Raw genomic sequence first — 21,083 nt, 5'->3', positions numbered from 1 at the left:
ATTCCCGCTATCTGACTAAGAAAAAAGAAACAGATAGATTGGTATATTCGGGTGTTAGAGGGGAAAATATCCTAATGACGATTTGCACTATTCATTCTATCGAAATTCATTCATGATGAGGAATAGGTTTCAGTCCCTATTTTTGATAGTTTTTAACACAATCACCTATAAAATAAGGAATTAAATAAGCATAATATACTAGTTAATAAGTATCAATTCATAGATTTATTTTGGGTTTTAAATGTTTTTTGTATAAAATTCTTGAAATGAAGGTAGTTTTTATTTCACGAGGCGGTGCCGGATGGCGAAGACGACAGCCTGTGTGCGGTCTTGTGCATTGAGCTTTTGTAAAATACGGTGCACATGCGTTTTTACCGTACTTTTGCTGATAAATAATTGATCAGCAATATCTTCATTTTTTAAGCCATAGGCCATTTGCTGTAATACATCGCGTTCACGTTCTGTGAATGATTCGTGAAGCAGATGCGTGTGATGTGTATCATTTGCCTGCTGAAGAGCTCGTGCCATCATGTGCTCAGATGCTGCCGTTCGAAATACAGATTCACCAGCAAAGGCGGTGCGGATGGCCTCAATTAATTCCTCAGGCATTGTATCCTTCAGCAAATAACCGACTGCCCCTGCACGAATTCCGTCAAAGACGTATTCTTCCGTATCAAAGGTCGTGAGAATCACAACTTTTACATCTGGATACTTTTTTAAAATGCGCTCTGTTGCCGTGATGCCATCCATTCCAGGCATTTGTACATCCATGAGCAGTACGTCTGGTGTGTTGATCGAGCAAAGCTCAACTGCCTCCTGACCGTCTGACGCCTCCCATATGACGTCAATATCCTCTTGAGCGCTTGCAATATAACGAAATCCTTGGCGGATCAGCGGCTGATCATCAATAATGCCAATCTTAATAGGGTTTGTCATGTCTCGGAGTCCTCCTTGATTGGAATTTGAATATGAATACAAAAGCCGTGCGGCTCGCGTATGGACGTCTTGAGGGAACCGCCTGCTGCGTCACACCGTGCCTTCATGCCTGACAGCCCAAAGCCAAATGAGATATCTTTTTCGCTGGTCAAATATCCATCGTCTTCAATGTTCATCATCAGCTCATGCTGATGGTTATATAGTGTAATGGTCATCGTAGTGGCCTTGGCATGGCGAATTGTATTGGTGATGGCTTCTTGTAAAATGCGATAAAGCAGCTCAGATACGGAGAGCGGCCACTTTTTATACGTAAGCTGCTCTGTATGAAAGTGAATGTCAAGCTCTCCCGATATCTCTCCTTGCTTGATGAGACTGCGAAGCCCGGCAAGTCCGAGACCTGCATCGTCTGACGCCATATGATGAACCACAGAACGAACCTCGGTGAGACAATTTTTAGAAATATTGATGAGCTCCTGAAACGTCTGCGCCATCTGCTCTGGTTCTTCCTGCTTTAAACGGTAGGGCAAAGACTGCAGCTGAACAATCATTGAGGTTAATTGGTGACCGATGCTGTCATGCAGATCGCGTGCAATTCTGCTTCGCTCCTCCAGCACTGCAAATTGGAGTGACTGAACGGTCGCTTCTTCAAGCTCCATATGCGCCTGCTTCAATTGTTCATGGGCTTCTGATAATTCCTTGTGAACCAATTGCAGTTCTCCGAAGTGTTCTTCCTTTAATTCCTGTTCACGCCGCCGCATTCTAGAAATCAAGACAAGTGTATACACAAGCAGTTGGAATAGCGGGAGAGTGATTACCATGTTCCAAGAAAAATCGTTTATATAATAGCTGACCCCACTGGTGAAAAAGATGAAAGCAAATAGATAGGGATGATGCGCCTCTGAAAAACGAAAAGCGATAAAGCCAATCATAAAAAAGGTCAGCCCAATGCTGTCTTGAATCTGACCTGTCACCACCCACAAGAGATGTGTCAGCACCCACATCAAGAGGAGTATGGAAAATTGCTTTTTAGGTGACAGCTTGCTTTTTGGAAAAAGACATAGGAGAAACACCAAATAGACGAAGGTGCGAAACACCAATTCGCCTATTGAAAGGGGCTCATACATTTGAATATACATATAGGTCAAAACAAGGCCTAATACGAATTTTCGCCTCATTTGACCTAAAAGCTTGAGTGGCTGCTGAAGGTTCATATCAAAAACTCCTGTCTGTCAGTTAATAGCAGCAGATGCCTTGATGCCCATATATCTCTTTAAAAGAATAAACCGCAATCCGATCATACTGCCGATTGGAAGGAATGTCAGGCCATTTGCGAAAATGATCAGGGAATGACCGCCATCCTGTACAATTGAACCTACTGTCATCCGGATAAGGATGATCCCGATGAAAAAAAGTGTTCCATAAAGTGAGCTGGCGGCATAAATACGTCCCGAGTGTTGATCAAATGTTACTTTGTATAGTTTACCTCTCCATAGCCCGATTGCAAAACCTACGAGTGCAAATAAAGTCATGACAAGCAGGCTTATCGCCGTGATTTCAATATGCTGAGTAATGGAATATGAGAGAAAGCCTAATAAAATGAGCGGCCCTATGAGAAATCTGACGGGGCGGATTTCCTTTTCTTTGCCTGTTCTCAAAAGCATAATAATAATAATGATGACAATTTGAATGGTCATGAGAAGATCTCCTTTTCGTTTTAGTCTATCTTCATCATACGCATCTTCTATTTTCGCGGCGTCCACCCGCAGGTTGATTTTTAGAGAGCGGTATACTTGAATGTTGGAAATGATTCGTGGGAAAATAAGGATGATTATGTAGATAAGGGAGATGAGCTTTTGAAAAAGGTAACGCTTGGACGAACTGATTTGCAGGTAAATCCGATAGGGCTTGGTACGAATGCAGTAGGTGGACATAATTTATTCCCAAATCTTAGTGAGGATGCTGGACGGGAGCTTGTGGAGACGGCTCTTGATCAAGGTGTCAATTTCTTAGATTCTGCTTTTATTTATGGGCTGGGCCGTTCAGAGGAATTAATCGGTGAGATCATTGCCAAAAGAGGCGGCAGAGAAAAGCTTGTCCTTGCGACAAAAGGAGCTCATAAGGAAGTAAACGGGCAAATTGAACTTGATAACAGCCGTGATTTCTTAAGAGAGCAGGTTGAAAATAGCCTGAAACGACTGCAAACAGATTATATTGATTTGTACTATATGCATTTCCCAGATGGACGTACGCCGCTCGAAGAAGTAGCAGGCACATTAAAGGAATTGAAGGACGAAGGGAAAATCAGGGCAATCGGTGCATCAAACCTTGATTTTGAACAGCTTCAAGCCTTTAACCGAGATGGTTACTTAGACGTGCTTCAATCAGAGTATTCTCTACTGAAACGTCAGGCAGAGCAGGATCTTCTTCCATACTGCGTCGAGCATGGTATTTCCTTTATTCCTTATTTCCCATTGGCATCAGGCTTGTTGACTGGGAAATTTACAAAAGATGCGACATTTGATGATATTCGAGCAAAGGACCCGCTTTTCCAAGGCGATGCATTCCTTTCAAATCTCGAAAAAGTAGACAAGCTGAAAGCCATTGCTCAATCAAAGAATGCAGAAACAGCACACGTCGCACTCGCTTGGCTCTTAGCGCAGGATGGCATTGATGCTATTATTCCAGGGGCAAAACGAGCAGACCAAGTGCTGCAAAACCTAAAAACAAACGATGTTCAATTAACAGAAGAGGAAATCAATCAAATCGATAAGATTTTCTCTTAACACTAAAAAAAGGTGCAGCTATGCACCTTTTTTTTATGACATGGTGAGAGGGATTTTGATGACGAGCCGCAAATTTGGAGAACGGTAAGTGAAATCAAGCGTACCGTCTGCCTTTTCTACAAGCTGTTGAATGATATACGTCCCCATGCCTTGATGATCGCCGCCTTTTGTTGAGCGGCCAAAAGTTTTGAACAAATGATCTAGCACGTGTTTTTCCATACCTTTTGTGCTGTTTTCACAATGGATTAAAAATAGTCCGCTCCGAATAGAGGTCGTGACCGAAATGCTGCCCTCTTTTCCGGCTTGCTTCGCTTCAATTGCTGCATCTAGGGCATTATCAAGCAGGTTGCCAGTAAAACTAACCTGATCCGCCTTTGAAAAGGGCAGCGATGAAAAGGGTGCTTGAAGGTCTAGTGAAAGTGCTATGTTCTCTTTCTCAGCCCGTTGGAAAAAAGGGTGCAAGGTTGAGGCCAAATAAGCATTTTCTCCTTTAATCCATGGGAAATGTTTGACGTATTGCTGAATCAAATCTTTGATCTCATGCTCGTCGTTCGACGCGGAAAAGGCATTTAAATGTCTGGCTGTTTCATGATGTTTACTGCGCAGTTCAAGAAGTAATTCATTGGTTCTTGATTCTGCGTTTATGAGCTCTTGAAGCCGTCCATTTAACTGTTTCTCTGTCTGCATCACCTTCAATGAGAGGATATCGACTGTCACCATGATGATGAGCGCCACAAGATAGGTCAGCTCATTCGGTTCCGTTAGAAACAGCAAAAGGCCTGTGCAGGTAATGAGAATAAAAGCGCCTAATATCATATCACCACTCGTATGAGGCAAAAATCTTTTGTACATAAAGAATGTATAAGCACACATCACGCAAAAGGTAAGAAGCCACAACACAGTTGATGATAGCGGCAGAAAAGCTTCAGCAGCTGCATGAAACGCAAGACCCAGCCATATGAGAGCATAAATGCGAAATCCAAGATAGAATGCGTTCACGTTTGTTCTCCTTAAAAATAGTATTTCTTAAAAAATTCTAATTGCTGCTTGGTCATCATGGCTTTTTTATCTGTACCTTCAAAAGACACGATATACGAATTTTTAGCATACGCCGAGAAATTCTTAATGTAATGAATATTGATAATAAACGATCGGTGGGAGCGGATAAAATCCTTTTCAGCCAGATCGCCCTTTAACTCGTTTAATGTCTGATAGGTCTGAATATCTCCTGTTGTTGTCACGATAGTTGTTGACCGGCCCGTTCGTTCAACAAAAATGACATCCTTTTTCTGCAGCACATGAATATCTGACTGCTGTTTAATGAGAAGCCGTCCATGAATGCTTTTCTCCTGCTTGGTGGACATATAACGCTCTAAGCATTTTGCAATTCGATCAGCTTGGTAGGGCTTCATAATATAATCATGTACATTCAAATCAAACGCATGGACTGCATAACCACTGTTTCCTGTCACAAAGACCACATCGACATTCAGTGCGTGAGAGTGAATAAGGTCCGCTAATTCATAGCCGGACATTCCAGGCATTTCAATGTCAGCGAACAACAGATCAATGTCTCCTTGTTTGACCTTCTCATATGCATCCTCTGCTGACTGCGTGACAAAGACAATGTCCACAGCCTCCATCCTGCCTACAATGGCGTGCAGCTTTTCTAAATCTACTCGGTAATCGTCGACGAGACCTACTTTTATCATAAAAATCACCTATGACTATTCTTATTATTTGTCTATTTTACCATTTGTTTTTTTGAAATAGATCATTTCAAGACAGAAAAAGGACGTTTCGCGACATTTTTGTATCAGGCAAGCGTTATTTTTTCTATCATAGACTTAGAAAGTTGAAAGGGGCGAACCACATGATTACTCTCAGCGATTGCAGCTGCTGGTTTAAAGATAAGAAAAAGGTCGTAAAAGCGATGAAACATATGACGTTCTCCGTGAAGGAAGGGGAAGTCGTTGGCATCCTAGGAGAAAATGGTGCAGGGAAAACGACATTGTTGCGCGCCGTAGCCACATTATTAGAGCCTACGCACGGATCAGTCACTGTCGCAGGCTTTGATACGGTGAAAGAATCAACAGAAGTGAAAAAGCGAATTGGTGTCTTGTTTGGCGGTGAGACGGGGCTTTACGATCGTTTGACGGCACGAGAAAACCTTGAATACTTTGGCAAATTGTATGGCTTAGATCAGCATGAAATCAAAGCAAGAATAGAGGATTTGGCAAAGCGTTTTGGGATGAGACAATACATGGATCGCAAGGTGAAAGGATTCTCAAGAGGAATGAAACAAAAGGTGGCGATTGCCAGAACCTTGATTCATGATCCTGACATTATTTTATTTGATGAGCCGACAACAGGCTTGGATATTACATCAAGTAATATTTTCAGAGACTTTATCCATCAGCTCAAGCAGCAAAATAAAACCATCCTTTTTTCAAGCCACATCATGGAAGAAGTCAGCCAGCTTTGTGACAGTGTCATGATGATTCATCAGGGAGAGCTTGTGTATAAAGGCACACTTCCAGAATTATATACACAGGAACAAAGTGATGACTTGAACTATATCTTTATGTCAAAGCTAGCTAGGGGGATTTCATAATGTGGAAAACCGTCTTTTTAAAAGAAATGACAGATGCGCTGAGGGATCGAAAAACGTTGCTCTTAACCGTGCTGATTCCTCTTTTGACGATGCTTGGGCTGGTGTTCTTTTATGAAAGCATGATTGCAGATCCAGGGGATAAAGCCTATACAGTCGCCATCAATGAACAGCTTCCAGCCGAAATGAACCAAATGATCAAAGAGGTGAAAAACCTAAACCTTGAAACATTTGATGATCCGCAACAAGCCGTCAAAGATGGGGAGGCAAATGCTTACCTGGAAATGCCGAAAGAAGCAGGTGATATGCTTCAGCATCAAAAGCCATTCGCCATTAAAATTCATGGTTATACGACAGATGATGATTCGGTGATCACGGTTCAAATGCTGCAATCATTGCTGGAGCAGTATCAAAATCAGGTGGTCGAGAAGCGTTTAGCAGCGGATCAAATCGATACGTCCGTTATTCATCCGTTTGAAGTTCAGTCTGTTGATGTAGAAGAAGGGGATGAAGGGGAAAACGGAGTGACCGCTATGCTGTTGTCAATTCTCCTTCCAATGATTTTGGTGACCTCCGTCATCTCAGGAGCTTTGCCGGCTGCGCTTGATATTGTAGCAGGTGAAAAAGACCGAAAATCCATTGAAGCCTTATTCCTGACACCGGCCAGCAGACTCCAGATTCTCATTGGGAAATGGCTCGCTGTCTCCATGTTCGGTATTTTAAGTGGGATTGTGGCGATCGGCATGCTGCTTCTATCCACTTTGCTCTTTACAGAAAAGCTGAAGCAAGCTCTGAACTTTGGTGATCAAATGTGGAGCATTATCGGTGTCATGTTTGCGGCGTTAATTATCTTCTCCTTCATGGTATCGATGATTGAACTGCTACTCAGTGTCGTTTCAAGCTCAGTGAAAGAAGCGCAATCGTACATGTCCATGATCATTACGCTAGGTGTGCTCCCAATGTTCTTTACCATGAGAGCAGGTGCAACGCAGCTAGATACGTATTACTTTGCGGTCCCATTCCTTAATATTCATGCGCTTTGTAAGCAATTGATGTTTGGTATCATCGATCCAATGTCAATCACTCTGACACTCGGCTCCTCAGCACTGGCAGTCGTTATCCTGTTTGTTATCGTCAGAAGCTTGTTTATGAAAGAGAAATGGATGCTTGCGAAATAAAGAAAGTAAAACTTGCAGATATATTCTGCAAGTTTTTTTATATTCAGAGATTCCTATAAAAGAGGCTCGCAATAGCAAGATGGAAGAGAAAATGATATAATTATCCTGATTTTACCAAAGGAGGTTTGGGCATGTCTTTTCAAACAGATGACGATGATGTGTTAGGACTATGTAATATATATGCTCAGCAAACACATCATTTTGAAGCCTTTATTTTGGGAAACAGGGTAGGTTTATTAGAATTAAAAAATGCAATAGACAAGGCTTTAGAAACCGGTAGTTCTACTGCAACGTTATTCCCTTCTGATTATGAGGGATATGAAGTCTATGTTGCTTTAGTAGATGATGAACAAAGGTTTGAAAAATTAACAACTCCTTATGTAGAGGAATACGCACAAGAGGAAGATGCGATTGATCCAATTGAGATCATTAAAGAATATGAAGCTGAAAAGGGGAATTCTTCTTCATGAAATATTCTCGTTATGAAAAAAAGCTGGACCTCACTATATTAATAGTAGCAGCCATTACTATATTTATGGTGGATATTCAGTGGGTGTGGCTATCGATTTTCTTGCTTTCTTCTCTGTATTTCGGAATCAAATATAGGAAACAACCGAAATAAATTAAGAAAAAACCCCCAGAATCGGGGGTTTTTCTTTAGTTCTTGATGAATTTCTCAACTAATGAGCTTGTTTTGTAGTCGTTCAAATCAAGTTTCCATTGGTCGATATCATTTTTCTTCATGTTCACTTCTACTGTTTCTTCAGAAGATGATGGTCCTAATTTTTTAAATTCATCTGGATAGATAGAAAGTAGATATTTCTGTGCATCATCATAAGATGCTGAACGGTTTTTGCTGTAGAACTCAGTAGCTTTCTCTTTCAAACGATCGACAAGCGGGCTTGCATCAATTGGTGTAAGAGTCACAGTCACGACAGCTTTATCACCACTGATCGCTTTTGTTTTTGTTGATACTTTTGATTTTTCAGCTAATGTTTCTTTTACTGCTTTTAAAAGCTTATCAAGGTTTTCGTCCTTCGCTGAGCTAGAAGAAATACCTGATGAAGTAATGTAACCTTGCTTGAATGATTTATCAAATTCGTTCACAACAGTTGATTTGTTATCACCTGTTAGTTTTTCGAAATCGTCGTTTTTCTTACCAAAAATCATCACATCAATATAAGAAGAAAGAGCTTTTGCAGATGCTTGTAGTGTATCTGCTTTTTTCATTAAGTCTTTTCCTTTAATATCGAATTCTAATGTTTTGTCATCTTTTTTCGATCCGCTTCCTGGCTCTGTGTAAACAAGCTGATAGTCCTTGTCTTTGTCAACAACAAAGAAAAGACCGCCTTTTGTTACTTTGTCTGCATTTAAAGAGCTTGAAGATAATACTTCGTTGTAGTCATCTGGAGAGATCGTAGATACCTGTGCGTCATCTTGGTAAAGCGTGAAGTTGCTTTTATCAACATTGAGAGGCTCTTTGCTGATATTTTTTACAGATACATTCACTTTTAGTACATACTGATCATCCTGTACAGATGTATCGTATTGAGGTGGTAATGTGTACTCAGCACTTTCTACCTTTACTTCTGCTGCATCAAGAGATTTTTTGGTATCGTTTTCTTTCGCAGCTGTTTTGTCTTTTCCACCACTACAAGCAGCAGCGACAACAGTTACACACAAGATCAGAAGAAACAGGGATAATTTCTTTTTAAACATGGCGTGTTTTCCTCCTCGGGTTTATGGTGAATTTCATTGAAAAGCTGTAGTTCATATCGTTCTTTTTGCACAAAAAGAAAAATACTGTATGTTTTTTACTGTAGAATGAAGCGAAAGTACTGTCAATACCTCAGTGCGTTTCCGAGGTTGATTGGCTTCAAGTAGTAAAAATGACACTAAGTTGAGAGGAGAAACTTGTAATTATTATTTGATATCTCCTATAGAAACTCAACATTTTATATTTTAAGGTTTTGAGTCGGATTATTGAATAGGTTCAAATGACTGTTTTTGAAGATGATGTCGCAATTAGAAGGATTTTTATGACTTGTAAATGAGTATATAGTAATGAATATTTCTTCCTGTTATGTGTATGGTTACTTGGTTTGAGTGTTGTTGGCAGCAAGACACATGTCCAGCAAATTTAGACAGGCTGCCGACACTGAACGTGCTTTTTCATGTCAAAATGGCAGTCATCTACACAGAAACGCTACATAAAATAAAAGAGAAACGAACTGGAGGTGGATGTATGGCAGTGGTAAGAGCGACAAGCTCTGATATTGATTTAATGGCCAGACTGCTGAGAGCGGAGGCAGAAGGTGAAGGAAGGCGAGGGATGCTGCTCGTAGGAAACGTGGGCATCAATCGACTGCGTGCGAACTGCTCTGACTTTAAAGGGCTGCGTACGATTCCACAAATGATTTATCAGGAGCATGCATTCGAAGCGGTCACGCATGGTTACTTCTATCAGCGAGCACGAGAAACGGAAAAAACACTTGCGCGGAGAAATATTAACGGAGAACGTTTTTGGCCGGCAAAATTCAGCCTTTGGTATTTTAAACCGCCTGGCGATTGTCCAGCGACTTGGTACAATCAGCCGTTTGTGGCAAGGTATAAGTCGCATTGTTTTTATCAGCCAACCGCCGAAACGTGTGAAAATGTTTATAACACCTTTTAGCTTGATGAAACGCACAATCCTCTTAGAGTACGAATGCAGAGGGTTGTGTTTTTGTTTTTTCCAAAATGGGTAACCATTGTGTATCAACAAGATGAAGCACGTGAATGGAGGAAATAAAAATGTATCAAGATTTAAAAGGGAAAACAGCCATTGTCACAGGCTCTTCAAAAGGAATTGGACAAGCGATCGCATTGCGGTTTGGACAAGAGGAAATGAATGTGGTTGTAAACTATAAAGGCGATGAAGATGGAGCTGAAGAGACCGTACAAGCCATTCAGCAGCACGGAGGTAGGGCGGTGAAAGTGCACGCAGACGTCTCAAAAGAGGAAGGTATCCAAGCTATCATGGATACAGCACTGGAGCATTTCGGTACAGTAGATGTATTCGTCAATAATTCAGGCTTCAACGGCGAAGAAGCGCTGCCGCATGAGATGACGCTTGAGCAATGGCAAAACGTCATCGATGTGAACATAACAGGTGCATTTTTAGGCGCAAAGGCTGCGCTCGCCTATATGATGGAGCATGACATCAAAGGGTCCATTTTAAATATTTCCAGTGTCCATCAGGAAATTCCGCGCCCGTTCAACGTTCATTATTCCACTTCAAAGGGCGGAATGAATATGATGACGAAGACGCTGGCTCTTGATTATGCCGAAGCAGGTATTCGAATCAACGCGATTGCGCCGGGTACCATGGCAACCGAATCGAATGATGATTTGCAGGACGAACAGAAAAAACAAAAGCAGCTTGAGAAAATTCCGATGAGAACCTTTGGTGAACCGAAGGAGATTGGAGCCGCTGCTGCATTCCTCGTTTCTAAGGAAGCGGCGTATATCACAGGCACCACCTTATTTGTGGATGGTGGAATGACACTTTATCCTTCTCAAATCAATGATTAATCCAAAAAACATCCGCCTGTTCAGCCGGCGGATGTTTTTTGTTCGTAGCGTTGTGCGGCTTTGGCCGGTTTGCCGAGCAGCATCGGGTACTTGCTCAGGAAGGAGATACATGGCACCATGAGCAGCAATGTGCCAATCGTATAAAAAAGTGTCCAAGAAAGCTGCGCTGTATCAGCAATATTGATACCAAGTCCATAAAAAACAAATGCTTTCATAATATCGATGCCGGCAAACTGCAAGACAAGAATAACAATAGAATTTCGTCCTAGGTACGTCAAAATAGGGGATGTTTTCAATTTAAAGCTTAAATAAATCACGGCAGCTGAACCGAGCAGAGCACATGCATAGAAAATAAAGAGATCACCGTAGTCGTTGACACGCATATCGATCCGTGAATTAAAGCTCTGCATGTAAGCCGTCAGCACAAGCAGACCTGTACATAAAAGAAGAGTTGGATCTGTTTTTAATTCCACAAACCACTGCTTTGCTAAAAATCCAATCGAATAAAACACAACAGCCGTCAAGGCAACATTGGCATTCCAAGGAAGACTTTGATCTAAAAGCAAGGTAGTAGCATATCCAGCACCGCCGCAAAAAACAGTCAGCAAGATCACGGCAGAGGGTTTTCCTTTTGTCAGTCGATGCATAAAGAAAAATAAAATCTCCACTAAAAAGAGCGTCGTTAAAAACCAAATCGCTGGGTTATGTGTGAGTCTTGCTTCATCTGCATTGGATATGAAAATACCTGTAAACGGAACGAAAGGGTCAATATCCGTTTGTCCCTTGAATGCGAAAAAACGGGTAACGGAGAACCAAAATACATACGTAATGATGGAGAAATAAAGATAGGGCAAGAGTAAGCTTTTGGCTTTTTTCTGAATAAATGACAGAGCAGGGGATGAGGATGATCGAAACATCATACCTGATAGTAAAAAGAAAAGCGGCATATGAAAAGAGTAAATGAACTGCTTGAGCGAATCTGGAATGGGCACATGCGCCATGACCACGAGCAGAATGCCGATTCCTTTCGCTGCATCTACCCAATCGAGTCTCTTTTTCATGTCCTGTCATCTCCTTCTTTCTCAGCGTTGTAAACCGTCCTTTGAATATGTACCTCTACTATATAAAAGGTACACCTCTTATGCGTTTACAGTTCGCTAACGATTAGAAGACACATTTGCGATCAGATGACAGATGGAAGGATTTTGACATCTTGATGTTACATTTCCCATTTTTTATGACAATGTAAAAAAGAAGCCTAGAAAGCTGGCTTCAAAATAATTCTGCTATTCGCTTGAAGGAACGCTGTTTTTCAATTGGATCAAAGGAATTGTTGAGAATCATGATGTCATCCGTTTGATAGCGGTCCATCAAGGTTTGTAATTGCTCTTTCACCGTTTCCTTCGAGCCGACAATCATCCGCTGGCGGTTTTGCAGCACTTTTTCCTTCTCCTGCGTGGTGTAGTGATAGGCATTTGCTTCTTCTATAGAAGGAACGCGGCTATCCAGTCCTTTTTCAACACGCAGCAGCCATAAATCTGTACTGCTGGCGATCCGGTCTGCTTCTTCATCTGTTTCACCGCAGATGACAAAGACGGCAAACATAGATTGTGGCTGGCTGGAAAAGACAGATGGAGAAAAGTGTGATCGATACGTCTCAAATGCTTGCTTGCCGCGTGCAGGATGGATAAAGTGGCCAAAAATATAGTTGATTCCAAGCTCCGCCGCCTGCACGGCACTGTTTTCTCCCAGTCCAAGCAGCCAAACCGGCGGATGAGCATCAACAAGCGGAGCAGCTTTCACGCCTGCGTGCGGATGACCAGAAGGCAGGCTGTCTGATAAGTAAAAAAGAAGGTCCTTCAGCTGGCGGTCAAACTGAGACAGGTCTTTATGCCCGCCGTCTGTCAAAGCGAGTCTCGTCCTTTCAATCCCACCCGGAGATTTGCCGACTCCGATCTCAATCCGTCCAGGATAAAGGGCTTCAAGCTGCCGCGTGACCTCTGCTACTTTAAACGGACTGTATTGAGGAAGTAAAATGCCGCCAGATCCGGTACGCAAGGTCGATGTATGAGACGCAATATGAGCCATTAATATTTCAGGCGCTGTACTAGCGAGCCCTCTTGTGCTGTGGTGTTCAGCGAACCAATAGCGCTCATACCCAAGTGTTTCAGCCAGCTGAGCCAGCTGCGTTGTGTGAATCAATGTCTCCTGCGCTGTCTGACCTTTAGGAATGGCGACTTGATCTAATATATGAAGTGATGGCATCATCAACATCCTTTCATCAACATGCTGAATATAAGTATAAAGAAATCCATGGATGGAAGGAAACGAAAGGGTTTAGCCTTTGATCACATGCTTTTATCTTTTCTATATCAACATATAAAACCACATCAATACGGTCCTTTTCAGCAAGAGCTGCTCATCGGGAACTTTCGACAATGTTTCACATGAAACAATTCATTTACGACATGAACCATTTTTAATATGCATCTTTCGTTAAAAAAATATAAAGTGTTTGAAACCTATCTTGAACATAGATCGTATATACTAGTAAATAGAAAAAAGAGTAAGAGGCTCCAATGTCATTTCATGAATTTTGTCGAATTTTCATGTATGATGATTTTAATAGGGTCCATCGCTTAATAAATAGATTTTTATTATGCTGGAGGAGTGATTGATTTGGCGATTACATTAGAAAAAGGTCAACGTATTGATTTAACAAAAGGGAAAACAGGGCTAACGAATATTCTTGTTGGACTTGGCTGGGACCCTGTATCACAAGGTGGCGGATTTTTAGGAAAGCTGTTTGGCGGCGGAGGTGGCGCTGATGTTGATTGTGATGCTTCAGTGCTTATGCTGAAAAATGATAAGTTTACGGAAAATAAAGATTTGATTTATTTTGGCAACCTAAAAAGTAAATGCGGCAGTGTTGAGCATACAGGTGACAACCTGACTGGTGAAGGAGACGGAGATGATGAACAAGTCCTCGTCAACTTGAGCAAGGTGCCGGGTAATGTGAATAAATTGGTGTTTGTCGTGAACATTTATGATGCCCTTAGAAGAAACCAACACTTTGGTATGATTCAAAATGCTTACATTCGCATTGTTGATCGTTCAAACAATCAAGAATTAGTGAAATATAATTTAAAAGATGATTATGCAGGAAAAACATCATTAATCGTCGGAGAGCTTTATCGTCACGAGAATGAGTGGAAATTTGCGGCTCTTGGAAATGGTACAAATGATGCAAAGCTTGCTGATATTACGAGAAACTATATTTAAACAGAAGGGAGAGGTTCCTAGTGGGAATTTCTTTAGCGAAAGGTCAAAAAATTGATTTAACAAAAACGAATCCGGGTTTAACAAAAGTAGTCGTCGGTCTTGGCTGGGACGTCAATAAGTATGACGGCGGACATGACTTTGATCTAGACGCAAGTGTATTCCTTTTAGATGCGGCAGGTAAAGCAAGCTCTCCATCTGACTTTGTTTTTTACAACCAAACAACTGGCGGAGGCGGAAGTGTCGTACATACAGGCGATAACCGCACTGGCGAAGGGGACGGAGATGACGAGCAGGTCAATGTTGATCTTGCAGCTGTACCAGCAAGTATTGAGAAGATTTCATTTGTCATTACGATTCATGATGCAGAAGCGCGCAGTCAAAATTTCGGACAAGTGTCTAACGCATATGTACGTATTTTAAATGCTGCATCAAATGAAGAACTCATTCGCTACGATTTGGCAGAGGATTTCTCAATTGAGACAGCCATTATTGTAGGTGAATTATACCGTCATGGCGGGGAATGGAAATTCTCAGCTGTCGGGTCAGGCTATCAAGGCGGCCTTGCACGCATTGCAACGGACTTTGGCTTAGATATCGGATAACGATCATTCCCTATTTTCAAAGACAGGAGAGATAAGAATATGGCGATTCAGCTTTCAAAAGGACAACGTGTCGATTTAACCAAAACCAATCCAGGGCTGACGAAAGTGATGATCGGTCTTGGCTGGGATACGAATAAATATTCTGGCGGAGCCGAATTTGATTTGGACGCTTCGGCTTTCTTGGTGGATGCAAACAATCGTTGTCAGCAAGATACAGATTTCGTGTTCTACAATAACCTTCAGCATCCGAGCGGCAGTGTCACTCATACAGGTGATAACCGGACGGGTGAAGGAGATGGAGATGACGAGCAAATTCTCGTTGATTTCTCGAAAATTCCTGCTAACATTGATCGTATCGGAATTACAGTTACGATCCATGATGCAGAGACGCGCAGCCAGAATTTTGGACAAGTCTCTAATGCATTTGTTCGTGTTGTAAATGAAGAGGGCGGGGAAGAATTGATTCGCTTCGATTTAGGGGAAGACTTCTCGATTGAAACAGCTGTTGTGGTATGTGAATTGTACCGACACGGAAGTGATTGGAAGTTTAACGCGATCGGAAGCGGATTCTCTGGCGGCCTTGCAGCTCTTTGTCAAAATTATGGGTTAGAAGTGTAAATAAGAGAAATAAATCAATTCAAGAGGTGCTGTCAAAAACTCATATGAGGGTCTTTTCCAAAGTGAGAAAGAAACAGCGATCAAGAATAACAGCAGGCGAAAGCCTGCTGATGCTTCTACACTTATAGGAGGAAAACCAAGTTGGAGATTTTGAAACATATGTTGGATACGTACGCCTCGTTTTTTGATTGGCATATGTGGGCAGAGGTATTAACAGACCCTGTCTCTTGGGGGCTTATTGGGACGCTTGTCGTGCTTGAAGGATTGTTATCTGCAGATAACGCACTTGTATTAGCTGTTATGGTGAAACATTTACCTGAAAAGCAGCGTAAAAAGGCATTAACCTACGGATTAATTGGCGCTTATTTCTTCCGTTTTCTATTCATTGGCGTAGGGATGCTGCTTATTAAGTTCTGGTGGATTAAGGTTCTCGGAGCTGCTTACTTAGCATGGCTTGTTATTAAGCACTTCTGGTTAGGTGACGGCGATGATGAAGCGAAGGAACTGAAAAAAGAAGGCTGGATGATTCGTGTATTTGGTGTGTTCTGGGCAACCGTTATTTCTGTAGAAATTATGGACCTTGCCTTCTCGGTGGACAGTATTCTTGCGGCATTCGCAGTATCTGAGCAAGTATGGATTCTGCTATTAGGCGGAATGCTTGGAATTCTCATGATGCGTACAGTGGCACAGTTATTCCTTGTCCTCATTGACCGTATTCCAGAGCTTGAGAATACCGCGTTTATTCTCATCGGGATTATTGCAATCAAAATGGGTTTAAGTGCTGCAGATATTGAAATTCCGCATCTTGCATTCTTTGCGATTATTATTCTAGCGTTTATCGGAACATTTATTGTTCATAAAATCAATAAGAAGAAACATCAAGATGTGACAAACGAAGCTGCGGCTTCAAAAGAAGAATAGGACGATCAAAAAGGAATGGAGTTGATTAGCGGCTCCATCCTTTTTTGAATCATCAAGTCATTTGTTCGATTTTCTCTCAACAACAGGAGGTGGCACAGCATGCGGTATTTTCAGTTTTTATCAGAGGCGAGGCAGCACGATATTTTTTTCAAACGGCCGGTGGCGATGCATTTGATGACGCCAAGGCACGTACTTGCGCATGCATTAGGTGCTACTTTGTATATGCCTGCGACAAGACAGGATATAGCAGACATGCTGCTGTCGCAGAAATATGAAGCGCTTTGCTCTGTTGTATTTTGTTTAGAGGATGCCATCGGTGATCAAGAAGTGGAAATGGCTGAACAGAATCTAGTGGTACAACTCGCCAAACTGTCGGACAAATTAACGCATACACCTGAAATGGCTGAACAAATGCCGCTTTTATTTATTCGGGTTCGTTCGCCGAAGCAGCTGCTCAAAATGGCAGATTTGCTTGGTCCATCTCTTCGTTTATTGACGGGTTTTGTATTTCCGAAGTGTTCTATTCATAATGCGAAGGATTATTTGGACAGCTTGAAACAGGCGTCAGCACAAACGAAGACAACGCTGTACGGTATGCCCATTTTGGAAACACCCGATTTATTAGAAAAAGAAACAAGATATACGGTGCTGTCTAAGTTAAAGAAGATCATGCTGAATGATGAAGAATATATTTTGAATATTCGTATTGGGGCAACCGATCTTTGCGGCTTATATGGCATTCGCCGTGATCGCGACACCACCATCTATGAAATCAGATTGATTGCAGATTTGATCACAGATATTATCAATTATTTTGGCCGTTCCTTTGTTGTTTCAGGTGCTGTATGGGAGCATTTTGGCCCTGCACGAAAGGAACAAAAACCATTTATCCGTGCGCTTTCTAAGGGCGGTGAGCTGTCCTTATCTGAATTCGATGACGTACAAGGTTTACTCAAAGAGACAAGACTCGATGTAGCCAACGGCATTCTTGGAAAGACAGTAATTCATCCAACACATCTCAAGCCAGTCCAAAGCATGTACGTTGTGACAAAGGAAGAGTACTTGGATGCATTAAGCATTTTGGAACATGCCGACGGCACAGTTGGCGTGATGAAGAGTGCCTTTTCTAATAAGATGAATGAAACGAAGCCCCATTACCGGTGGGCAGAGCACATATTAATTAAGTCAGACATTTACGGGGTGTTTCATGAAAATAGAAGCTATATCGACATACTCACAGAATCAGAAGCGGCATACGCTGAACATCTTGGAACATATGGAGGTTGAGCTTGACCTCAAAGAAGGTGCGCTCCAGCTGGAAAAAGAGCATCTTTTTGAGATGGCGGCAAGGGTGAACAAAAAAAGAGCCTTTTTATTCGTTAGTAAGGTGCTTGGAAAGCATATTCCCGTTCATCCGGTGAAACCGCTCCTTGTCTCGGGTCTTTTAGCGATGGCATATGCCAAAGAACAAACGGGAAAGATGCCCCCGCACCAAGATCTTCTTGTAGAGGCACTCAAGACGGATGATCACACGGTGTTAACGGCAGCCTATGAAACACTCAAAAAAGAAAAGCTTTCAGCAGGTAATAAGCCTGTCGTCATCGGCTTTGCGGAAACGGCAACAGCCCTTGGACATGGTGTGTATGATGTGATAGAAGGCGCATCTTACATTCATACGACACGTGAACAGCTGCTGGATCTTGACCCCTCGTTGGTATTTGAAGAAGAACATTCGCATGCAACAGATCAGCTGTGTTATGCAGACGAAGCATTCCTTCGCACAGACCGCCCCATCGTGTTAGTAGATGATGAAGTCACAACAGGTCGTACCAATATCAACATCATTCGTGACCTTCATGCAAAGTACCCAAGGCATTCTTATACCATTCTTTCCATTTTGGACTGGCGGACGGAGGAGCATGAGAAAGCCATGAGCCAGCTTGAAGAGGAGCTTGGCATTCACATTACATCTTTGTCTTTATTAAAAGGGCAGATGGTCTTTCGAGGCAAAACGCTCGATGAGCCAGCTTATTCGTATGAGATTGCGGAGCAAGAGAAGCAGCCAAGTCTCTCTTTTCACTCTCTTCAACCTTTCTTTAAGCAAGTGCCATATTCACTTTCTCATGCAACAAATTCGGCAGGTCATTCGCCATATATACATGAAACGGGCCGTTTTGGTTTAAATGCGACAGATACGGAAGCGCTCGACCAAGCAGCTGCCGAAGCGGGATTGAGGCTGCGGCAGGAACGCAAAGGAAAACAAACACTCTGCTTAGGGACAGGTGAGCTGATGTATGTGCCGATGAGACTGTCTGCACATATGGGGGAAGGCGTTCTCTTTCATTCAACGACGAGAAGCCCCATTCACCCAGTCGAAAAGGATGGATACGCTGTCCAAAATGGGTTTACCTTTATGAATCCAGAGGATGCCCGAATTCAGCACTACGTGTACAACATTCCAAAAGGTGAATATGATGATGTATTTCTCTTTTTTGAGAAAAAGGTTTCTCAGGAGGCATTGCTTCCGCTTGTTCATTTATTTGCTGAGCGGCATGTGAAGCATGTGCATATTGTGACTTTATCAGACGAGGTGAAGGTGAATGGCTAATGTGTATACAAAGATGGGGAGCTATCCAGAGCAGGATGTAACCTTCTTACTCAAAGATTTATCCTCTATAGAGATGGAGAAAAGTACAGAAGAGCGGGAGCGTTCGATTCAGAGCGGTGCGCATTATTCAGAAATGCTGCCAATTGAGTACAAACCAACGGCATCTTATATGACTTTATTCTATCAATCTCTTGAAGAAAGTAAGGAAAAGGTAGCAGAAGCAGTAGCTGTTGTAGCAGAACAGATTGTGAAAAAGCGAGGCTTCCAAACCGTACTTTGCAGCTTGGCGCGTGCAGGGACACCGATCGGGGTGCTGATTAAACGATATATTCGAAAGACGTATGGTGTCGATCTGCCCCATTACAGCATCTCTATTATTCGCGACCGCGGAATAGATGAGAATGCACTGCTTTATATGCTGAAAGAACATCCAGGTTTTGAAATTGCCTTTATCGATGGATGGACTGGAAAAGGTGCGATTTCGAAAGAACTACAAAAAGCTGTTCTTGATTTTGAAAAAAAGTATGGTGTGCGTCTCTCTAGTGAGCTGGCTGTACTGGCTGACCCTGGCTATTGTACACATGTATACGGCACGAGAGAGGACTTTCTTATTCCAAGTGCCTGCTTGAATTCAACGGTGTCTGGACTGGTTAGTCGTACGGTACTAAACAACCGCTGGATCAATGCCGATGATTTCCATGGGGCCAAGTATTATAAAGAGCTGCTTGATGAGGATGTGTCCAATCTGTATGTGGATACAATTGAAGAGGCATTTTCCAGCCTCGGACCAAATGTACAAGAGAAAGCAGAAACCATACTTACGCAAGGGGCGCCGGCAGATTGGCGGGGGATGGCTTCCATTGAAGCAATCGGTCAGGAGTTTCAAATTGAAAATACCCATTTGATTAAGCCGGGTGTTGGTGAGACGACCCGTGTGCTGCTTAGAAGAATCCCTTGGAAAATCTTGATTCAGCCTGGATCTCAAGAAAAGCTGAAGCATATTTTACTTTTGGCTGAGGACAGAGGTGTTCCTGTCATTGAATATGCCAATATGTCCTACACGTGCTGTGGGTTAATTCGCCCGCTGGAGCAAACGTCATGAAGACATATGCATTTGCCAGTGATTTAGACCGGACACTGATTTACTCACATCGAGTGCTTGAGCAGTATGCGTATGAAGGAGAGTATGATTTAGTTGAGGTGCTGGACGAACGCCCGCTTTCCTATATGTCTATTGAAACGAAAAAATCCTTGCAGACGATTCATCAATCAGGCTGGTTTATTCCAGTGACGACAAGAACAACCGCACAGTATGAACGAATCACCTTCTTTGAGCAAGAGCTTAAACCGGAGTATGCTGTCACAACAAACGGGGGCTGTATTCTTCACCATGGCAAGCCGCTTGAGGATTGGCAGGCCATTGTAGATGAGAGACTTAGAGAGTGTATGCCAGTCAGAGAGATGCTGAGGGCGATCTCCGAGCTTCCAGTTGCGGCATGGGTGAAGCGTACCCGTACAGCAGAGGGGAGATTTCTTTATTTAATTATGAAAGATGAGTATCTATCTCACATTCCGCTTGCTGAATTGAAGTTGTGGGGCGAGGAGAGAGGTTGGCAGGTTTCTCTTCAAGGACGGAAGCTTTACTTTATTCCACAGCCGCTTAATAAGTGGGATGCTGTTGCTTTTCTAAAGGACAGGCTGCAGCTTGAATACGTCTATGGTGCGGGTGATTCCCTGTTAGATGCAGGGCTCATTCGTCAATCAGATATGGGCTTTGCCCCAAGGCATGGAGAAGTTCTCGACTTTGACCCATCACTTGAGCCGACATCGGCATCTGGTATGGCCGCAGCGGATGAAATCACCGCTTGTGTCATCGAGCAGATGATGAACGTAAAAAAGCCTTCGATTCGATAGCAGAAGTAGAAGGCTGAATGATATGATAGTAGTAGCTTTCGAGAAAATATAGGAGAA

At 42.5% G+C, this 21,083-nt stretch carries 22 protein-coding genes; 14 read left to right on the top strand and 8 right to left on the bottom strand.

Annotation, left to right across the window (positions count from 1 at the left end; translation table 11 throughout):
- Window positions 1-279: 279 nt before the first annotated feature.
- From MHI60_RS05815 to MHI60_RS05805, 3 genes are read right to left on the bottom strand one after another with little or no spacing between them, the layout of a single operon-like run.
- Window positions 280-936, bottom strand: coding sequence for a response regulator transcription factor (locus MHI60_RS05815; RefSeq protein ID WP_144485971.1), 657 nt, complete (start codon window positions 934-936; stop codon window positions 280-282).
- On the bottom strand, window positions 933-2,147 hold the full coding sequence (locus MHI60_RS05810; protein WP_144485969.1) for a sensor histidine kinase: 1,215 nt from the start codon (window positions 2,145-2,147) through the stop codon (window positions 933-935). Before MHI60_RS05810 ends, MHI60_RS05815 begins: the two co-directional genes overlap by 4 nt.
- Window positions 2,148-2,165: 18 nt before the next feature.
- Window positions 2,166-2,630, bottom strand: a complete 465-nt coding sequence (locus tag MHI60_RS05805) for a DUF1453 domain-containing protein (RefSeq protein ID WP_223250928.1) — start codon at window positions 2,628-2,630, stop codon at window positions 2,166-2,168.
- Window positions 2,631-2,789: 159 nt separating this feature from the next.
- Here MHI60_RS05805 and MHI60_RS05800 point away from each other — a divergent pair, with 159 nt between their 5' ends.
- Window positions 2,790-3,719: an aldo/keto reductase gene (locus tag MHI60_RS05800; protein ID WP_024424368.1), complete on the top strand. Its 930-nt coding sequence runs from the start codon at window positions 2,790-2,792 to the stop codon at window positions 3,717-3,719.
- Between the two features lie 33 nt (window positions 3,720-3,752).
- Here the strand turns inward: MHI60_RS05800 and MHI60_RS05795 are convergent, their stop codons facing one another.
- Both MHI60_RS05795 and MHI60_RS05790 read right to left on the bottom strand, forming a co-directional pair.
- A complete protein-coding gene (locus MHI60_RS05795) occupies window positions 3,753-4,718 on the bottom strand; it encodes a GHKL domain-containing protein (RefSeq protein WP_144485967.1) in 966 nt (321 codons plus the stop codon).
- An 11-nt stretch (window positions 4,719-4,729) separates the two neighbouring features.
- Window positions 4,730-5,431, bottom strand: coding sequence for a LytTR family DNA-binding domain-containing protein (locus MHI60_RS05790; protein ID WP_095407650.1), 702 nt, complete (start codon window positions 5,429-5,431; stop codon window positions 4,730-4,732).
- Window positions 5,432-5,592: 161 nt separating this feature from the next.
- Here MHI60_RS05790 and MHI60_RS05785 point away from each other — a divergent pair, with 161 nt between their 5' ends.
- The 3 genes from MHI60_RS05785 to MHI60_RS05775 all read left to right on the top strand — a co-directional run bounded on the left by MHI60_RS05785 (window position 5,593) and on the right by MHI60_RS05775 (window position 7,978).
- Window positions 5,593-6,333 carry an ATP-binding cassette domain-containing protein gene (locus MHI60_RS05785; protein ID WP_003217123.1) on the top strand — a complete coding sequence of 247 codons (741 nt, stop codon included), beginning with the start codon at window positions 5,593-5,595 and terminating at the stop codon, window positions 6,331-6,333.
- A complete protein-coding gene (locus MHI60_RS05780) occupies window positions 6,333-7,508 on the top strand; it encodes an ABC transporter permease (RefSeq protein ID WP_144485965.1) in 1,176 nt (391 codons plus the stop codon). Before MHI60_RS05785 ends, MHI60_RS05780 begins: the two co-directional genes overlap by 1 nt.
- Window positions 7,509-7,639: 131 nt before the next feature.
- The gene (locus tag MHI60_RS05775) at window positions 7,640-7,978 is read left to right on the top strand and encodes a hypothetical protein (protein ID WP_095407652.1); all 339 of its coding nucleotides are present in this window, start codon (window positions 7,640-7,642) and stop codon (window positions 7,976-7,978) included.
- A gap of 187 nt (window positions 7,979-8,165) precedes the next feature.
- Here the strand turns inward: MHI60_RS05775 and MHI60_RS05770 are convergent, their stop codons facing one another.
- Window positions 8,166-9,227 (bottom strand): DUF4352 domain-containing protein, encoded by a 1,062-nt coding sequence (locus MHI60_RS05770; RefSeq protein WP_039176247.1) that lies wholly within the window; start codon window positions 9,225-9,227, stop codon window positions 8,166-8,168.
- A gap of 526 nt (window positions 9,228-9,753) precedes the next feature.
- Between MHI60_RS05770 and MHI60_RS05765 the strand changes: the two genes are divergently transcribed.
- Together MHI60_RS05765 and MHI60_RS05760 are read left to right on the top strand one after the other, a co-directional pair.
- Window positions 9,754-10,182, top strand: a complete 429-nt coding sequence (locus MHI60_RS05765; RefSeq protein WP_024424361.1) for a cell wall hydrolase — start codon at window positions 9,754-9,756, stop codon at window positions 10,180-10,182.
- A gap of 119 nt (window positions 10,183-10,301) precedes the next feature.
- Complete coding sequence (locus MHI60_RS05760; RefSeq protein ID WP_095407654.1) at window positions 10,302-11,081, top strand: glucose 1-dehydrogenase; 780 nt, start codon at window positions 10,302-10,304, stop codon at window positions 11,079-11,081.
- A gap of 20 nt (window positions 11,082-11,101) precedes the next feature.
- On the opposite strand, the gene MHI60_RS05755 is transcribed toward MHI60_RS05760, so the two are convergent.
- Both MHI60_RS05755 and MHI60_RS05750 read right to left on the bottom strand, forming a co-directional pair.
- Window positions 11,102-12,142, bottom strand: a complete 1,041-nt coding sequence (locus tag MHI60_RS05755; protein ID WP_144485963.1) for an acyltransferase family protein — start codon at window positions 12,140-12,142, stop codon at window positions 11,102-11,104.
- A 211-nt stretch (window positions 12,143-12,353) separates the two neighbouring features.
- Window positions 12,354-13,346: an LLM class flavin-dependent oxidoreductase gene (locus tag MHI60_RS05750; RefSeq protein ID WP_144485962.1), complete on the bottom strand. Its 993-nt coding sequence runs from the start codon at window positions 13,344-13,346 to the stop codon at window positions 12,354-12,356.
- Window positions 13,347-13,760: 414 nt separating this feature from the next.
- Here MHI60_RS05750 and MHI60_RS05745 point away from each other — a divergent pair, with 414 nt between their 5' ends.
- The 8 genes from MHI60_RS05745 to MHI60_RS05710 all read left to right on the top strand — a co-directional run bounded on the left by MHI60_RS05745 (window position 13,761) and on the right by MHI60_RS05710 (window position 21,026).
- Window positions 13,761-14,363, top strand: coding sequence for a TerD family protein (locus MHI60_RS05745; RefSeq protein WP_024427228.1), 603 nt, complete (start codon window positions 13,761-13,763; stop codon window positions 14,361-14,363).
- Between the two features lie 20 nt (window positions 14,364-14,383).
- Entirely contained in the window at window positions 14,384-14,965 is a 582-nt protein-coding gene (locus MHI60_RS05740; protein WP_039176267.1) for a TerD family protein, read from the top strand.
- A gap of 39 nt (window positions 14,966-15,004) precedes the next feature.
- Entirely contained in the window at window positions 15,005-15,583 is a 579-nt protein-coding gene (locus tag MHI60_RS05735; protein ID WP_034664245.1) for a TerD family protein, read from the top strand.
- Between the two features lie 141 nt (window positions 15,584-15,724).
- Window positions 15,725-16,504 carry a TerC family protein gene (locus MHI60_RS05730; RefSeq protein ID WP_095407657.1) on the top strand — a complete coding sequence of 260 codons (780 nt, stop codon included), beginning with the start codon at window positions 15,725-15,727 and terminating at the stop codon, window positions 16,502-16,504.
- 99 nt (window positions 16,505-16,603) lie between these two features.
- Window positions 16,604-17,791 carry an HpcH/HpaI aldolase/citrate lyase family protein gene (locus MHI60_RS05725; RefSeq protein WP_144485960.1) on the top strand — a complete coding sequence of 396 codons (1,188 nt, stop codon included), beginning with the start codon at window positions 16,604-16,606 and terminating at the stop codon, window positions 17,789-17,791.
- On the top strand, window positions 17,781-19,112 hold the full coding sequence (locus MHI60_RS05720) for a phosphoribosyltransferase family protein (RefSeq protein ID WP_144486086.1): 1,332 nt from the start codon (window positions 17,781-17,783) through the stop codon (window positions 19,110-19,112). The genes MHI60_RS05725 and MHI60_RS05720 overlap by 11 nt, the downstream gene beginning before the upstream one ends.
- Window positions 19,105-20,214 (top strand): cysteine protease StiP family protein, encoded by a 1,110-nt coding sequence (locus tag MHI60_RS05715; RefSeq protein WP_144485958.1) that lies wholly within the window; start codon window positions 19,105-19,107, stop codon window positions 20,212-20,214. Before MHI60_RS05720 ends, MHI60_RS05715 begins: the two co-directional genes overlap by 8 nt.
- Window positions 20,211-21,026, top strand: a complete 816-nt coding sequence (locus MHI60_RS05710; RefSeq protein ID WP_144485956.1) for an HAD family hydrolase — start codon at window positions 20,211-20,213, stop codon at window positions 21,024-21,026. The genes MHI60_RS05715 and MHI60_RS05710 overlap by 4 nt, the downstream gene beginning before the upstream one ends.
- Window positions 21,027-21,083: the final 57 nt, after the last annotated feature.

This window comes from Bacillus sp. FSL K6-3200 (assembly GCF_038630485.1).
Lineage (GTDB): Bacteria > Bacillota > Bacilli > Bacillales > Bacillaceae > Bacillus > Bacillus safensis.
The sequence above is the reverse complement of the archived record's forward strand: the minus strand, read 5'-3'. Positions and strand labels throughout refer to the sequence as shown.

What these genes read in the sequence shown, in the direction of transcription:
- MHI60_RS05810 (WP_144485969.1), bottom strand. Translation starts at nt 2,147, where the DNA reads ATGAACCTTCAGCAGCCACTCAAGCTTTTAGGTCAAATGAGGCGAAAA.
- MHI60_RS05815 (WP_144485971.1), bottom strand. Translation starts at nt 936, where the DNA reads ATGACAAACCCTATTAAGATTGGCATTATTGATGATCAGCCGCTGATC.
- MHI60_RS05780 (WP_144485965.1), top strand. Translation starts at nt 6,333, where the DNA reads ATGTGGAAAACCGTCTTTTTAAAAGAAATGACAGATGCGCTGAGGGAT.
- MHI60_RS05775 (WP_095407652.1), top strand. Translation starts at nt 7,640, where the DNA reads ATGTCTTTTCAAACAGATGACGATGATGTGTTAGGACTATGTAATATA.
- MHI60_RS05790 (WP_095407650.1), bottom strand. Translation starts at nt 5,431, where the DNA reads ATGATAAAAGTAGGTCTCGTCGACGATTACCGAGTAGATTTAGAAAAG.
- MHI60_RS05760 (WP_095407654.1), top strand. Translation starts at nt 10,302, where the DNA reads ATGTATCAAGATTTAAAAGGGAAAACAGCCATTGTCACAGGCTCTTCA.
- MHI60_RS05750 (WP_144485962.1), bottom strand. Translation starts at nt 13,346, where the DNA reads ATGCCATCACTTCATATATTAGATCAAGTCGCCATTCCTAAAGGTCAG.
- MHI60_RS05805 (WP_223250928.1), bottom strand. Translation starts at nt 2,630, where the DNA reads ATGACCATTCAAATTGTCATCATTATTATTATTATGCTTTTGAGAACA.
- MHI60_RS05710 (WP_144485956.1), top strand. Translation starts at nt 20,211, where the DNA reads ATGAAGACATATGCATTTGCCAGTGATTTAGACCGGACACTGATTTAC.
- MHI60_RS05785 (WP_003217123.1), top strand. Translation starts at nt 5,593, where the DNA reads ATGATTACTCTCAGCGATTGCAGCTGCTGGTTTAAAGATAAGAAAAAG.
- MHI60_RS05765 (WP_024424361.1), top strand. Translation starts at nt 9,754, where the DNA reads ATGGCAGTGGTAAGAGCGACAAGCTCTGATATTGATTTAATGGCCAGA.
- MHI60_RS05715 (WP_144485958.1), top strand. Translation starts at nt 19,105, where the DNA reads ATGGCTAATGTGTATACAAAGATGGGGAGCTATCCAGAGCAGGATGTA.
- MHI60_RS05770 (WP_039176247.1), bottom strand. Translation starts at nt 9,227, where the DNA reads ATGTTTAAAAAGAAATTATCCCTGTTTCTTCTGATCTTGTGTGTAACT.
- MHI60_RS05725 (WP_144485960.1), top strand. Translation starts at nt 16,604, where the DNA reads ATGCGGTATTTTCAGTTTTTATCAGAGGCGAGGCAGCACGATATTTTT.
- MHI60_RS05720 (WP_144486086.1), top strand. Translation starts at nt 17,781, where the DNA reads ATGGAGGTTGAGCTTGACCTCAAAGAAGGTGCGCTCCAGCTGGAAAAA.
- MHI60_RS05755 (WP_144485963.1), bottom strand. Translation starts at nt 12,142, where the DNA reads ATGAAAAAGAGACTCGATTGGGTAGATGCAGCGAAAGGAATCGGCATT.
- MHI60_RS05735 (WP_034664245.1), top strand. Translation starts at nt 15,005, where the DNA reads ATGGCGATTCAGCTTTCAAAAGGACAACGTGTCGATTTAACCAAAACC.